Here is a 13,355-nt window from a genome sequence, read left to right on the forward strand (position 1 = left end):
CGCGGATGGCTTGAATGGGCGGTAGTGTGCGTGCCACGAGCGTAGGTCCTTGCGTAGTGCGAACTTTGGTCGGTTCCGCACGGCAACCTACGCTCGTTCACATTTACACCGCATCTCGGACGCGACCTGGCAGCGCGGCTCCAACGAGAACACGAACGGCCTGCTGCGCCAGTACTTCCCGAAGGGCACGGACCTGTCCGTTCACCCCCGAGGACTTGGCCGCCGTCGCTGCTGAATTGAATGCCAGACCACGAAAGACGCTCGACTGAGATACCCCAGCCGAGCGTCTCGCTATGCTGCTCGAAGCAACCAGCTGATCATGCGTGTTGCGACGACCCCTGGAATGCGCTCTGATCACGATGAGGATCTCGTATCTCTCCGCCAGGCCGGCGACCTCCACGCAGGCCAGCCGCTGGGCCAGCCGTTCAGCGGTCGTCCTCGTCGTCGCGGGTTTCGTTCTGGTCCGCAGGTCCGGACCTGATGGCGGGAACCGGTCCGCCCCGGGCGGGCAAGTAGGGGTGTCCCATCCGTGAGCCGAGAGGCCATAGCATGTCAGAAACGAGCCCCGCCGATTCCGCCGTCATCGCGCGGTCCCGGCAGGAGCCAGAGGTGTTCGCGGAAATCTTCCGCAGACACGCGCCTGAGATCAAGAGATTCGTCGTCCGCCGCCTCGGACTCGACGTCGCCGAGGACGTGGTGGCGGAGACCTTCCTGACTGCCTTCCGCCAGCGCGGCCGCTACGACCTGGTCAGGCACAACGCATTGCCCTGGCTGTACGGCATCGCGACCAACCTCATCGGCCGCCACAAGCGCACCGAGGCAAGACAGCTGAACCTGCTGGCCCGCACCGGTGTGGACCCGGTCACCGAACCCTTCACCTCACGCAGCGACGAGCGGCTGAGCGCTCAGGCCGTACAGCAACGCCTGGCCGCCGCGCTTGCCGCGCTGCCCGCCGGGCACCGCAACGCGATGCTCCTGGTGACCTGGGGCTGCCTCACCTACACCGAAGCCGCCGAGGCGCTCGGCATCCGCGTCGGAACGGTCCGCTCGCGCGTCAACCGGGCCCGCGCGAAGATCCGGGAGGAACTGGGCGGGACCGACCCCACCGCACTCGTCATCGAGGAGATTCGCCATGGATGAGCTGGCCCAGCTCAACAGCTTCCGCTCCGAGGTCCCCGAGCAGGAGGACCTGCGCGCCGAGGCGGAGCGCCTGATGGCCGGTATGTCGGCCCCGGTCCGCTCCGGCTTTCGCCGACTCGCAGTGCGCGCCACGTTGGCAGGGGGTCTGGCCGCTGCGGTGGCAGCTGCGGTGTTCGTCGTCCAGAGCCCATCTGCCCCGGTGCCGCCCCCACCGATGGGCCGCACGGTCGCGGCCGTGGAGGTGCTGTCGCGGGCGGCTGAGCACGTCGGCAGCCGTCCGGAGCTGCACCCCAGGCCCGGCCAGTTCCTCGTCTATGAGTCGCAGAGCATGGACACCTCCGGAGGGGACGCGGGGATCTGGCTGTCGCGCTCCAAGCGCACGATCTGGCTGCCGGTCGAGGGCAGCGCGGTCAAGGGAATCCTGCAGGAGGAGATTCTGGCGCCGCTGCCGTACCCGGGGCATCCGCTTCCGCCGGCCGCACGAGCGGAGCAGGCGCTGGTGGGCAAGCCCGGCCGTCCGGAGCGGGCGGCCGACTTCGATGACCGCGCCGAGTTCCTGCGCAACGACTACGCCTACGTCAGCAAGCTGCCGACCGACACCGAGGGCATGCGCAAGCACCTCTACACCCAGGTGCCCAACGACGGGTTGCAGGACTACGAGGCGTGGAACCGGGTCGGCGGGCTGCTGCAGGAGTCCTATCTGCCTGCCGCGCAGCGGGCCGCGCTCTTCCGCGCCGCGGCGACGATTCCCGGGGTGGTGACAGTGAAGGAGGCGCAGGACGCCGCGGGGCGCAAGGGCATCGCGGCGGCGATGGTCTCGCCCAACGGGGTCAGGGAGGAGTACATCTTTGACCGGAAGTCCTACAACTATCTCGGCCGCCGGGGGGTGGTCGTGGACGCGAAGTTGGCCGATGCTCCGGTCGGGAGCGTGGTGTCGTCGAGCGCACAGTTGAAGGTGAGCGTCGCCGACAGCGCGCCGATCGTGGAGTAGACGGCGCATCGGGGCTCGGGTAGACGGCATGGTAGGGACCGTCTGCCCGTTGCCACGGCCCGGAACTCCTATAGCTCCGGCGAGCCGCCACTCAGTTAATCAGTAGTTACGGCGGCGGGGCGCCAGCACTTCGTGACCTTGGCGATGGCCTCAGCGCCGGGTCTGACATAGCGCCTGGCGATGCGGGGGTTCTTGTGCCGAGTCTTGCCCATGATGAGCTGCAGCGGGATCTCGGCTTCGCCGAGGTGGGTGGCCGCGCTGTGCCGGAGCTGGTGCAGATCGAGCCCCATCTCCGCCGCCCACACCCAGCTCCGCCTCGCCCGCAGCCTGACCCACGACCTGCGCCGCCCCTGGGAAAAGCCGCTGCAGGCGGCCACACTCACCCCGGCCCGAGTCCGCCGGGGGTTTCGCCAGCTGCGCGCGAAGACACCACCGATCGCCCGTGCGCCCACACCCTCCACGCCCGGCCGCGGACGACCGCCAGGCTCCAAGAACCGGCCCGCACCCCCGCCACGGGGTCAGACTCCTCCTGGTCGCCGGCGAACTCTTCAAACGCCCAGCACACCACCGCACAGGCGCCAAGCCTCGCCGCACCACCTGACCAGCTACGCCCAGTCACAGCCCGACATGCCCGCAAAGGCCCGAACGCGAAGGTCAGAGGCTATGCGACAAGCTGAGAGCACCTGCTGACGAGGCGAGATCGCAGCCCCATGGTGATGAAGAAGTACTGGAACAATCCCGCCGCGACGGCCGAGGCCTTCCAGGGCGGCTGGTTCCACTCCGGCGACCTCGTCCGCCAGGACGACGAGGGCTACTGTTACGTCGTCGACCGCAACAAGGACATGATCATCTCCGGAGGGGGAGAACATCTACTGCGCCGAGGTGGCCGTCGTCGGCGTACCCGACCCCAAGTGGGGCGAGACCCCATTGGCCGTCATCGTCCCGCGCGCCCCGTCCGTGCCTCCTACCCAGGCCGAGATCGAGGCGTTCAGCAGGGCCCGCCTGGCTGATACAAAATGTCCGCGGTATGTGCGGTTCGTGGCTGCGCTGCCCAGCAACCCCGGCAGCAAGACCCTCAAAACCCAGCTCAGGGAACACCGCGAACACCAGGAAGGCACCTCGTAGCCATTGGAGAGGATGCTGATTTCGCGGCGGCTGTCATGGCTTCAGGAAGGTCGGCCTGATCGTCAGTGTGGATCGTGTCGAAGGTGTCGACCGGCCGTGCCCTGAGGTAGCACGGAACGGCCGGTCGAGCGCCTGGGCCGCAGTGTCGTCCAGGGTCATCGGGTTGCGATGTCCTGGACGTGGGCCGGTTCGGTGGCCGTCACCCGGCTCGGGACATGCCGAGTGTGCAGAGAAACTGCGGATGCCGTGGCGTCGAGAGCGCCTTCACGACAGGGCTGCGGCCTTCTGAAGGATGCTCTGCCCTGACGGTTCCGAATTCCCGGAAGCGGTCGGGCGCCGGTCTCGCCCGGCGGATCTGGCGCCGGGGTGATGGCGGGCGTCCTCAGCCAGTGATGCGGCTGGATCCATCGCGCGGACGTCGCCGCGCGGCAGTGCTGACGTACCGGCCCTTCCCTGCGGCCGGGCGTGCGGTCACTTGAGGTAGATGTTGGGCGGTTGCGGGTTGCTCTGCAGCCCTCGCTTGTTGCCGTTGGGGCCCCACAGGTCGTGGACACCGCTGATGTGGGACTGAGTTGCGGTGCCGTACTGGCTGAAGATGATCCAGTTCACCGGCTTGTAGTACACGTGATTGGCGTCGGGGGTGGTGAGTGAGCCGGTGTAGCGGTAGTAGCTGCGGCTGCCTGGTGGGGGAAGCAGCGCCTGGAGGTTGACGGCGAAGACGTTCTTGGTCGCGCCCACGGTGCTGGGCGGCTCGTGCAGGAGGTGGTCGTGTTCCGACCATCCGTTGTCACCGGTGTTCAGCAGCACGGACAGGACGACGTAGCCGAGGGCGGGGCCGTCCAGTTCGTGGACCAGGTGGGCCTCCAGCGGGGAGAAGCCCGGCTGAGAGGCGAACTTGTGCTCGGCGAGGCCGTGGTAGTGCACGTTCTTCAGCGTGTAGGTCTGGTTGCCGAAGACCACGTGTGACGGGGTGGAGCCGGTTGGCGTGATGGGGGTGAATCTGAGGTCGTCGTGGTCGCTGGGAGCTCCCCCGGTCGGCGCCTTGTCGTCGAGGGAGACGATTCCGTCGACGCTGGGGGCGTAGACGACGCTGAGCGCGGGCGCGCCATCAGGACAGGCGATCGAGGCGTCGATCACGACAGGACTGCTGACGGCCGAGTCGGTACCGGTGCCGGGGCAAGTGGGACTGTGCGCCTGCGCGCCGGCGGGGACCGCGACGAGGGCGAGGGAGATCGCGGCTGCTAATCGAGCGATCCGGCTTGACAGGGTGCGATAGCGCATGGGCGTCCTTCCGATAAGGAAGAGGCGTAATGACAAACCCGAACCTACGATCCTGAGACAATTAATCAAGAAGGTTTCCTATGAAATTTACGACCAAAAAGGTAAACGGTTGTTTATGTCAGGACAAAGCACATCCGACGATATTGAGCCCATTCACGAACCAAAGAGGCGACGGGAGACGCTCTAAACCTCAACCGGGCCACCGAACGGCTCCGGCCAGCCACGGAACCTGCGGTGCCGTCACCGATCAGGCCAAATGGTCATCTTTCCTGCGAATCGTATGGGATTATTTATGTCCTGTATGCAACGGGGGTATTGATGGCAGCGTGAGCCGCATGTCGTGCGATTTCTGCGACAACCCAGCAGGTGACCCGTCCTACCCGAAACGTCGAATCCCCGTGGCGGCCGCCACAACCGCTGCTGTGAGCGTGGCCATTCGGCTGCGAGGCCATACATCCGCCAAGAGACACCCCGACTGTTGACAAGGGGCCACCCTTCCGGCTCAACCGGGTCACATGAACAGCTCAAGTGACCAAGAGGCCGCATGAACATCGCCGAGCAGGAGTTCGCCGACGATCTGCACGGCTCCTACCGACGTCTTCGAGAGCAAGCACCAACTTGTCCCGTTCAGGTCGGCGCCGGTCGGGAGGTCTGGTTGATCACCCGATACGAGGTGCGGTCTCTGATAGCGGACAACAGACTGTCCAGCCAGGTCGGGGACGAAGATGAAGACGGCGGCCAGGGACTCATCTTCTCACCGATATCGGCCGGCATGGAGACCGCCGATCCGCCGAAGCACGAGCGGCTGCGCAGATCGATCCGCCAACTCTTCGGTATTCGCGCGGTCGATAGTGGCGGCCAGTGGCGCAGGAGGTTGCCACGAACCTCATCGCCCGGTTCCTTCCGGCCGGGGAAGCCGATCTCGTCGAAGCGTTCGCCCGACCGCTGGCGCATGAGGTGATCTGCAGATTTCTCGGGTTGCCAACAGCGAAATTATGATCACCTGGTCGGCGATTACCCAGATGACGCGCCATTTCACCCGCCCTAGTACGTCCTGTGACAACGGTTTCGTGACCTGTCGTCCGGCGATGCCCGGGTGCTGGCCGGGGTCGCGGGACTGAACGTGATCGGCATCCCGGTGGGTTCGGGCAGCGTCCAGGTCGACGCTGTCGACCTGGACAGGACATGGCAGAGACCGGGATCGACTCCGGCCTGGCGTCGTTGAACAGTTCGATTGCCCGATGTGCGAGGCGTCCGCAGGCAGCGCCTGCCGCACGCGGGGCGGCAAGGTCGCGTTGAAGTACCACGCCGCGCTTCGTGCTGGTGTCGCAGCTGCGTGCCGAGTTGGAGGTGCGCACTCCCGCCGAGCGCGGGCCCGAGCCGTGTGGCAGGCGGGCCCGGCCCTGGACGTTGCGGCGCTGTCGGCGAGGACTCCCCTCCGCCGCGGGGGAGGCGATGTGGGCGAGGGAGAAGGCCGGCGCCGATGAGCAGGTGATCATTTCGGTGGGTGATGCGCCGCACTTTCCTTTGCGGGCGGAGGTAGGACGGGCAGAGTGAGGGTCAGGACGGCCCCGCCGTGCGGGGCGTTGGCCGCGGTGAGGGTGCCACCGTGCAGGTGCGCGTTCTCGGCTGCGATGGCCAGGCCCAGGCCGCTGCCCTCGGTCCGGGTGCGGGCGGCGTCGCCCTTGGTGAAACGGTCGAAGACGTGCGGCAGGAGGTCGGCGGGGATGCCCGGTCCGTCGTCGGAGACGATGACGGTGATCTGGCCCGTATCGGCCCGTACCTGGACGAGCACGGACACCTCAGGGCCCCCGTGCCGCAGGGCGTTGCCGACGAGGTTGGCCAGGATGACATCGGCGCGGCGCGGGTCGAGGCGGGCGCGTAGCCCGGCCGGGATGTCGGTGCGGACCCGCTCCTGCCAGCGCCGCAGCGCGAGCGTCTTGGTGATGAGCTGGCCCAGGTCGACCTCGTCGAGGTGCAGCACGACGGCGCCCGCGTCGAAGCGGGACACCTCGATCAGGTCCTCGACCAGGCGGGTGAGCTTGCGCGTCTCGTCGGAGACCAGGTGCAGCGCCTCTGCGGTGAGCGGCGCGAGCCGGCCGCTCGCGGCGTCGGCGTCGAGGATCTCGGTGACCGCGCTCATGGCGGCCAGTGGCGTGCGCAGCTCGTGGGAGACGTCGGCGGCGAACCTGCGCGCCCGTGCCTCCATGGCGCGCAACGTCGCGGCGTCGGCCTGCAGGGCGGCGGCCATCGTGTTGAAGGTGCGGCCGAGGTCGGCGAGCTCGTCGGTGCCGGTGACGTTCACCCGGGTGTCCAGGCGGCCGCCGGCCATCTGCTCGGTGGCCGTACGCAGCCGCCGCACCGGCCGCAGCAGCCGGCGCGCGGCCAGCAGCGCGGGCACGAGGGAAGCCGCGGCGACGGGCAGTGCGCCGGCGCGGGCGGCGGCGGCCAGCGTGTCCACGTCCTGCTGATGCGAGGTCAGCGGGAGGCAGGCGTAGACGAGCAGCGGTGCGGGACCGTGCGGGCTCGCGGCGGCAGTGACCGGAAGGACCACGGCCAGCCAGGGCGACCGGTCGTGGTGAAAGCGCTGGGCCAGGGCCGTGCTCGCCGTGGCCGCCCGGGTGCGCAGCTGCACGGGCAGCGGCGGCGCCTGCGTTCCGGCGGTGACAGGCGGGCCGCCGCGGTAGGACAGCGCAGTGCGCCACTCGCGTACGCCCGCCGCGCGGTCCAGTTGCCGGGCCAGCGTGCGCAGGTCCGCCTCGCTGGGGTCGGCTGGCAGATCGGGTACGCGGGCGGCGAGGTGGACGCGCAGCTCCTGCAAGGCGTCGGCCTGGGCGCGTTCCACGATCGCGGTACGGCCCTGGTGAAAGGTGACCGCGGCGGCGACCACCGCGCTGAGCGCGGAGACCAGGAAGAACACCAGCACCAGCTGGGCCCGCAGCCCGCGGACGAGCGACAGCCGGATCACAGCGGGCCGAACCGGTAGCCGAAGCCGCGCACGGTCTGGATGTAGCGCGGATCGCGGGAGTCGTCCTCGATCTTGGATCGCAGCCGCATGACGCACGCGTCGACCAGCCGGTAGTCGCCGTGGAAGGTGTGCTCCCACACCTGCTCGAGCAGTTGCTGGCGGCTGAAGGTCTGCTCGGGCGCGGCCGACAGGAACAGCAGCAGCTTCATCTCCGTCGGCGCGAGCGCGAGCTCCGTGCCCTGCTTGAGCACACGCAGCGCGACCCGGTCGATGAGCAGGTCGCCGTAGGGGGTGCGGGCCTGGTCGACGGACGGCTGGGAGGTGCGGCGCAGCACCGCGCGCATGCGGGCCTCGATGACCTCGCCGCTCGCCGGTTTGATCACGTAATCGTCGGCGCCCGCCTCCAGGCCCACGACGATGTCCACGTCATCGTCGCGCGCCGAAAGGATCACGATGGGCACCTGGCTGAACGCGCGGATGCGGCGGCAGGTCTCCAGGCCGCTCATGCCGGGCAACATCAGGTCGAACAGCACGATGTCGGGGGCACTGGCCACGAGTTCGGCCAGCCCGTCCTCACCGGTCGTGACCACCAGGGCCTCGTGTCCGCGGTGGCGCAGGCCGAGACTCACGCCCCGCCGCACCGCCGGATCATCCTCGATCAGCAGCACCCGGGTCATGAGAAGCCTCCCTGCTCAACGGGGACGGCCGTCCCGCTCTCATCGCACCTGACCAGCCAGGGGTCGTCGCCCATGCCGGGCTCCAGCACCTCGATGACGGGATCGCCGCCGGCGTCCGAGGCCACGGCGGCCGTGCACACCAGTTGGCTCACCGCGGCGTGCTGCAGGTCGCGCACCAGCCACGGCAGACGCAGTTCCACCCGGCCCTCGCTCGTGCGGGCCTGGATCGGCCGAGACGTCGAAGGCAGGCGCGTGATCAGCCCACGGGCGCGTTCGTCGGCTGTGGGGCCGGCCAGCAGCGCCTTCATGGCCTGCGGCAGCCGGTCGCCGGCCAGGGCCGGGCGGGACACCGGCCAGGTGCCCTGCGGAGTGATGAAGTACACCCGCAGCAACCGGCTGCTGCTCGCGGTCAGACCGCCTTCGACCGGCCGCCCCGCAGGGTGTACGTCGGTGTCGGTGATTCCGCAGCCCGCCAGCATCGCCGCCGCGGCCAGGGCGGCTGCCATGCGACCCAGCGTCCCGGGCATCTGTCGTCTCCTGTTCTCGGGCATGATCGGTGCGGTCACAGCTGGTCGAGTCTGCTCACGTCCACCGTCCCGGCACCGCTCACCGGCCGCGGGATCGCCGCCCACAGGCCCACCGCCGTGACCGCCGTGACCACCAGCGCCGCCCATCCGCGTCGTCCGGTGGCCCACCGGGCGCGCAGCCGTACCGGATCTTCGACGGCGGCCTTCGAGATTACCGCAGCCAGCAGTGACAGCCCGATCGCGGCGATCGTCCAGGCCCAGTCCCGCACGCCGCCGGGCGCGGCCGCCGGGCGCGGCAGCAGCAGGTAGATCGGCCAGTGCCACAGGTACAGGCTGTAGGACAGCTCGCCCAGGCGGCGCGGCAGGGTGCTGCCGAGCACCCGCCCCAGCAGCCCATCGGACCCCTGCGCGAGCAGCGCGATCAGCGCGGCGCCGGCCAGGGAATGCACGAACATCCCACCGGTGAACAGTCCTGGCGTCTTCTCCCCGGCGGTCAGCATCCAGGAGAGGCCCAGCCCGCACAGCAGCAGCACGCAGATCATGTCCGTGACCGGGCGTGGCAGCCGGGCCACGACGTGCCGGACGGGCACGGCGGCGGCGGCCGCGCCGAGCAGCAGCGAGAACGCACGGGTGTCGCTGCCCTCGTAGGCGCGGGTGGTGTCCACAGCCGTGCCAAGCCTGATCATGAGCAGGAGCGAGACGAGCGCACCGGCGACCGCGACGAGCGCGACCCTGCGAGGCCCGTGCGGCCCTCTTCCGGCCACCGCCACGATCAGGGGCCAGACCAGGTAGAACTGCCACTCGACGCTGATGCTCCACAGATGGGCGAACAGGCGGGTGCCGCAGGCGTTCCAGTAGCCGATCTGCTCGCTGATGTAGTGCCAGTTGACGCTTTGGGCGGCTACCCACGGCGCGTCCAGCAGAGCGGAACTCAGCATGTCCGGCCCGGCGAGCGCCCAGGCCAGCAGCAGGACCGTCGTCACCATAAGGGTGAGCGCGGGCAGGAGCCTGCGGGCCCGGCGCTGCCAGAAGGCTGTCAGGCCGAGGCGGCCTTGCCTGCCGAGCTCGTCCAGCAGCAGAGCGGTGATCAGGAACCCGGACAGGACGAAGAACAGGTCCACGCCCAGGAACCCGCCGCGCAAATGCCCGGCGTGAAACAGCAGGACCGCGGCGACGGCGAGCCCGCGCAGCCCGTCGAGCGCGCCGATGTGCGCACGACGGGAAACGCCGGCCTGTTCCGGGCGGGAGGCGGTGGCACGGTCGCGTGGAGAGACCGAAGCCATCAGCCGCAGCCGAGCTTGACGAAGCGCTTGTCGCCGGTCCAGGGCCCGGTTGCCCAGAGTCGGGGCGCGAGCGGGGTGAAGCCCGTCAGCTTGCCGAGCTGTCCGGTGAACCAGGTGGCGAAGGCCGCCGACCCCTGCTGGCAGGAGTGGATGCCGTCCTTGGCGCGCTGGGCCTTGCCGGCTCTGTAGTCGCCGCCCCACAGTTCGGCGGCATCCAGGTAGTCGGCGCCGGTGCCGTCGGCTGCCTTGGCGGCCATCGCGGGCGCCCTCTTGATCGCGGTCTCGTGCGGCTTGAAGAATTCGTCGATCTTGAACGGTGGCGCGGACACCAGCACGAGCCGGGCGCCGGCGTCCCCGGCCGTCCTGGCGAGCGTGCGGTAGGCCGACAGTTGCTGGCGCGCGCTGCCCCAGTCGTAGCTGGTGAGCTGGTAGGCGATCACTGTCGGGCGGAAGGAGGAGAGGTTCTTCCGCAGCGCCTTCCAGGTGTCGGCGGCCACCTTGGCCGTCACGGGATGGTCGCCGGCGACGATGTTGCCGCCCCCGTCGGAAGAGGCGTCCTTGAACGCCACGCCGTTAGCCCTGAGCGCCGCTTCCAGGGCCGGGGCCTGCGCACCGGCGATGGAGTCGCCCATCCACAACACCCTGACGCCGGTCACGGCCTGCTGAGTGTGCAGGTCCGTCCTCTCGGCCATCGCTGGTCGGCTGTCTGCCGTTGTGCCGCAGCCCGCGAGCATGGTCAAGGCTGCCGCGGTCGCTGCTGCCGGTGATATGACGGCTCCGGTACGGCGGCGGACGGCCGGCCTTTGCGCGCGCCGGACGTTCGGAGAAAGGTTCGTCGATCGCATGACCATCAGGCAATCAGGCGGATCCGGAGGTCACCGTCGTTGTCATCGTTTCATCACACGATGAGGGACATGCCGTCATGGAGGCGGGCCGGCAGTGACTCGTAGCCGACGGCGTCTCCGGTGTGCCCGGTCAGCCGGCGTGAGTGGCCAGGCCGGCGAGGAGCACCTGCAGAGCCTTACGGCGACGCTCGGCGGGGGCGGTGCCGTCCGCCATGCGCATGAACGCCGCCACGTCCTCCACCGTGACGTCCTCTCGCAGCGCTCCTGCCGCCTGGGCCCGCTCCACCAGCGGGCCGATCACCTGGGCCGTCACCGCCCTGCCTTTGTCGGCGCTCGACGGGCTGACCCGGGACAGCAGGTCGAACAGCGCCAGATCGTGCTCGCTCAGGACGCACGCCTCCATAAACACCAGCTCGAACGCCTGCCAGGGATCCGGCTCGGTGGCCGCGCGTGCCGCCACCTCCCGAGCTCCTTGGCCCAGCTCGTGCAGCAGCGCGTCCACCAGGTCATCCTTGGCCGGGAAATGCCGGTAGAACGTGGTGGCTCCCACGCCGGCTCGCCGGGCGATCTCCTCCACACTCACCCCGCCCCCTCGCTCCATGAACGCCTCCCGCGCGGCATCGAGCAACCGCCGCCGATTGCGTTCCTGATCTTTGCGCGGCACGAGACACCTCCCACCAAGAAACGGTAGTGGTGCTACCGTTTCGCTGTTACGGTAGTGACACTACCGTTTTTGGCACTCTAGTTCACGGAGCGATCCATGCGCGCACTACAAGCCACCGGCGACCCCGCCCGCCTGGTGGAATTCACCGACATCCCCGACCCCGTACCCGCCCCCCACGAGGCCCTGATCCGCGTCGAGGTCTTTTCACTGAATCGCCCCGACTACCTCTACCTCGCCATGCCCGACACCGACTATCGGCCTGGAATCGACGCGGTAGGCGTGGTGGAACACCCCGCCGCGGACGGTTCGGGCCCGCGGGCGGGCCAACGGGTGGTCATGCACGTCCCCACCGGCGGCGCCGCCGCCGAACGGATCGCGGCTCCCACCACCCAACTCGCAGCCGTTCCCGACACCCTCACCTCCGACGTCGCCGCCGGACTCCCTCTGGCAGGCATGGTCGCCCTGCGCCTACTGCGCGCTGCAGGCCCGCTGAAGGGCCTGAACCTGCTCGCCACCGGGGCCACCGGCGGCGTCGGCCAGTTCCTGGTGCAACTGGCCGTGCACGAAGGCGCAGCCATCACCGTCGTCGCCCGCGAGCACGACCCCTGGGCCCACCTCGCCAGGGCCGGCGCCATCATCGCGCACGACGTGGACCTCCTGCCCCCGGGCGGCTTCGACGTGGTCCTGGAATCGGTGGGCGGCCGGCTCGGCTCGGCGGCGGCGCTACGCCTGCGTACCGGCGGCCTCTTCCTCTGGTACGGCCAAGCCTCCGCCGAGCCTCTCACCCTGGACTTCTTCGAGCTGTTCGGCGGGGGCCAGTCCATGACACTGCGGCACTTCGTGTACTCGGGGCTGGCCGACGACCACGAGGACCTCACCGTCCTGCTCCACCTGGCGGCCAGGGGCGTGCTCCAGGTGGAGATCGGCCACCGGGGCGACTGGGGCCAGACCGCTGACGTGCTCGACAGCATCTCCCGGGGCAACCTGCGGGGCAAGGCCGTGCTCGAGGTGAGATAGGGCAGCGCGTGCGCCGGGTGAGCACGCCACGGTGACAGCGCCGCTGGGCTCGAGAAATCGAATCCGGACGCCAGGGTCACCGGGCACGGCTAGCGGGTCCTCGGTGTGCTTGCTCGGGGCATCAACGTCGCCCTGGCCCTGTCGGACGGCACCACCCGTGAACACGGGCCGTGGCTGAGTGAGGGGGGACAAAGAACGGCTGCGCCGGTTGAGAAGGAGGCCACCCGGCAGCGGGCCACCCATCGCAAGGGCCAGCCGATCTCGAACCGGCAGGCCCGCACCTACCGCCAGATCGGCAGGCTCCGCGCGACAGCCAAGCGCCGGGCTGAACCAGGCGATCAGCGGCGAAGCCTGGGGCCGAACCGTCACCATGCTGGAGTACAAGACCGCCGATTGCGGCGGCCGGGTGGTGAAAGTCCCGGCGGCAGGCGCGTCGCAGCCCTGCCACCGATGCCGCCACCGCGACCCGGCCGCCCGCGACGGGATCAAGTTCTCCTGCACCAACCACGCATGCGGGTGGACCGGTCACGCCGACACCAACGCCGCGATCAATTGCGAAACCGCGGCAGGAACTGTGGTGGCAGGACGTGGAGACTCAGGGGTTATCCGGTCTGCGAAGCGTCAACCCCCGCGCGCCGCTTGACCGTGACGTGACGGGAGAATCTCCAGCCTTCGGGCCGGGGAGGAGTTCGAGACAACTGAAGACGGGACCATCGGAACAGGTTGACGGCGCGATGGCGAAGCGGGCGCTGACAGCGAGTCGCATCAGTTCGGCGGGCGTGGCCTCGATGGCGCCGGGCGTGGTTGCGTGCTGCTGCGGTCCGGTGGCTCCGCCGG

15 protein-coding genes and 1 pseudogene are annotated in these 13,355 nt (G+C 69.3%); 8 read left to right on the plus strand and 8 right to left on the minus strand.

The annotated features are described in order from the left end of the window. Positions 1–127 precede the first annotated feature (127 nt). From KME80_RS47475 to KME80_RS47485, 3 genes and pseudogenes are all read left to right on the plus strand, one after another. Positions 128–269 (plus strand): annotated as a pseudogene (locus tag KME80_RS47475) (transposase); the annotation flags it as partial. A 340-nt stretch (positions 270–609) separates the two neighbouring features. After that, positions 610–1,140: an RNA polymerase sigma factor gene (locus KME80_RS47480; protein WP_308126240.1), complete on the plus strand. Its 531-nt coding sequence runs from the start codon at positions 610–612 to the stop codon at positions 1,138–1,140. After that, complete coding sequence (locus tag KME80_RS47485) at positions 1,133–2,131, plus strand: CU044_5270 family protein (RefSeq protein WP_246646968.1); 999 nt, start codon at positions 1,133–1,135, stop codon at positions 2,129–2,131. The genes KME80_RS47480 and KME80_RS47485 overlap by 8 nt, the downstream gene beginning before the upstream one ends. A gap of 95 nt (positions 2,132–2,226) precedes the next feature. Here KME80_RS47485 and KME80_RS47490 read toward each other — a convergent pair whose 3' ends face one another. After that, the gene (locus KME80_RS47490; protein WP_246646969.1) at positions 2,227–2,421 is read right to left on the minus strand and encodes a tyrosine-type recombinase/integrase; all 195 of its coding nucleotides are present in this window, start codon (positions 2,419–2,421) and stop codon (positions 2,227–2,229) included. A gap of 592 nt (positions 2,422–3,013) precedes the next feature. Between KME80_RS47490 and KME80_RS52445 the strand changes: the two genes are divergently transcribed. Further along, positions 3,014–3,256, plus strand: a complete 243-nt coding sequence (locus tag KME80_RS52445) for an AMP-binding enzyme (protein ID WP_372455459.1) — start codon at positions 3,014–3,016, stop codon at positions 3,254–3,256. A gap of 471 nt (positions 3,257–3,727) precedes the next feature. On the opposite strand, the gene KME80_RS47500 is transcribed toward KME80_RS52445, so the two are convergent. Then, a complete protein-coding gene (locus tag KME80_RS47500) occupies positions 3,728–4,537 on the minus strand; it encodes a carbonic anhydrase family protein (RefSeq protein WP_219518794.1) in 810 nt (269 codons plus the stop codon). Positions 4,538–5,081: 544 nt separating this feature from the next. On the opposite strand from KME80_RS47500, the gene KME80_RS47505 reads away from it, so the two are divergent. After that, positions 5,082–5,498, plus strand: coding sequence for a cytochrome P450 family protein (locus tag KME80_RS47505; protein WP_219518797.1), 417 nt, complete (start codon positions 5,082–5,084; stop codon positions 5,496–5,498). A 205-nt stretch (positions 5,499–5,703) separates the two neighbouring features. Then, complete coding sequence (locus KME80_RS53635) at positions 5,704–6,024, plus strand: zinc finger domain-containing protein (protein WP_443681970.1); 321 nt, start codon at positions 5,704–5,706, stop codon at positions 6,022–6,024. Positions 6,025–6,032: 8 nt separating this feature from the next. Here KME80_RS53635 and KME80_RS47510 read toward each other — a convergent pair whose 3' ends face one another. The 6 genes from KME80_RS47510 to KME80_RS47535 all read right to left on the minus strand — a co-directional run bounded on the left by KME80_RS47510 (position 6,033) and on the right by KME80_RS47535 (position 11,501). Next, a complete protein-coding gene (locus KME80_RS47510; protein WP_219518800.1) occupies positions 6,033–7,505 on the minus strand; it encodes a sensor histidine kinase in 1,473 nt (490 codons plus the stop codon). After that, positions 7,502–8,182, minus strand: a complete 681-nt coding sequence (locus tag KME80_RS47515; RefSeq protein ID WP_219518803.1) for a winged helix-turn-helix domain-containing protein — start codon at positions 8,180–8,182, stop codon at positions 7,502–7,504. Before KME80_RS47515 ends, KME80_RS47510 begins: the two co-directional genes overlap by 4 nt. After that, a complete protein-coding gene (locus KME80_RS47520; RefSeq protein ID WP_219518806.1) occupies positions 8,179–8,688 on the minus strand; it encodes a hypothetical protein in 510 nt (169 codons plus the stop codon). The genes KME80_RS47515 and KME80_RS47520 overlap by 4 nt, the downstream gene beginning before the upstream one ends. A gap of 56 nt (positions 8,689–8,744) precedes the next feature. After that, complete coding sequence (locus tag KME80_RS47525) at positions 8,745–9,992, minus strand: acyltransferase family protein (RefSeq protein WP_219518807.1); 1,248 nt, start codon at positions 9,990–9,992, stop codon at positions 8,745–8,747. After that, positions 9,992–10,684 carry an SGNH hydrolase domain-containing protein gene (locus tag KME80_RS47530; RefSeq protein WP_219518810.1) on the minus strand — a complete coding sequence of 231 codons (693 nt, stop codon included), beginning with the start codon at positions 10,682–10,684 and terminating at the stop codon, positions 9,992–9,994. Before KME80_RS47530 ends, KME80_RS47525 begins: the two co-directional genes overlap by 1 nt. 283 nt (positions 10,685–10,967) lie before the next feature. Next, positions 10,968–11,501 (minus strand): TetR/AcrR family transcriptional regulator, encoded by a 534-nt coding sequence (locus KME80_RS47535; RefSeq protein WP_308126241.1) that lies wholly within the window; start codon positions 11,499–11,501, stop codon positions 10,968–10,970. Between the two features lie 96 nt (positions 11,502–11,597). Here KME80_RS47535 and KME80_RS47540 point away from each other — a divergent pair, with 96 nt between their 5' ends. Both KME80_RS47540 and KME80_RS53520 read left to right on the plus strand, forming a co-directional pair. Further along, entirely contained in the window at positions 11,598–12,518 is a 921-nt protein-coding gene (locus tag KME80_RS47540; protein ID WP_219518816.1) for a zinc-binding dehydrogenase, read from the plus strand. A gap of 370 nt (positions 12,519–12,888) precedes the next feature. After that, complete coding sequence (locus tag KME80_RS53520) at positions 12,889–13,161, plus strand: zinc ribbon domain-containing protein (RefSeq protein ID WP_219518819.1); 273 nt, start codon at positions 12,889–12,891, stop codon at positions 13,159–13,161. The last annotated feature ends 194 nt before the right edge of the window (positions 13,162–13,355 follow it).

Origin of the sequence: Nonomuraea ceibae (genome assembly GCF_019396325.1) — a bacterium.
Taxonomy (GTDB): domain Bacteria; phylum Actinomycetota; class Actinomycetes; order Streptosporangiales; family Streptosporangiaceae; genus Nonomuraea; species Nonomuraea ceibae.

What these genes read in the sequence shown, in the direction of transcription:
- KME80_RS47500 (WP_219518794.1), bottom strand. Translation starts at nt 4,537, where the DNA reads ATGCGCTATCGCACCCTGTCAAGCCGGATCGCTCGATTAGCAGCCGCG.
- KME80_RS53520 (WP_219518819.1), top strand. Translation starts at nt 12,889, where the DNA reads ATGCTGGAGTACAAGACCGCCGATTGCGGCGGCCGGGTGGTGAAAGTC.
- KME80_RS47540 (WP_219518816.1), top strand. Translation starts at nt 11,598, where the DNA reads ATGCGCGCACTACAAGCCACCGGCGACCCCGCCCGCCTGGTGGAATTC.
- KME80_RS47490 (WP_246646969.1), bottom strand. Translation starts at nt 2,421, where the DNA reads ATGGGGCTCGATCTGCACCAGCTCCGGCACAGCGCGGCCACCCACCTC.
- KME80_RS47505 (WP_219518797.1), top strand. Translation starts at nt 5,082, where the DNA reads ATGAACATCGCCGAGCAGGAGTTCGCCGACGATCTGCACGGCTCCTAC.
- KME80_RS47530 (WP_219518810.1), bottom strand. Translation starts at nt 10,684, where the DNA reads ATGGCCGAGAGGACGGACCTGCACACTCAGCAGGCCGTGACCGGCGTC.
- KME80_RS47520 (WP_219518806.1), bottom strand. Translation starts at nt 8,688, where the DNA reads ATGGCAGCCGCCCTGGCCGCGGCGGCGATGCTGGCGGGCTGCGGAATC.
- KME80_RS47485 (WP_246646968.1), top strand. Translation starts at nt 1,133, where the DNA reads ATGGATGAGCTGGCCCAGCTCAACAGCTTCCGCTCCGAGGTCCCCGAG.
- KME80_RS47525 (WP_219518807.1), bottom strand. Translation starts at nt 9,992, where the DNA reads ATGGCTTCGGTCTCTCCACGCGACCGTGCCACCGCCTCCCGCCCGGAA.
- KME80_RS47515 (WP_219518803.1), bottom strand. Translation starts at nt 8,182, where the DNA reads ATGACCCGGGTGCTGCTGATCGAGGATGATCCGGCGGTGCGGCGGGGC.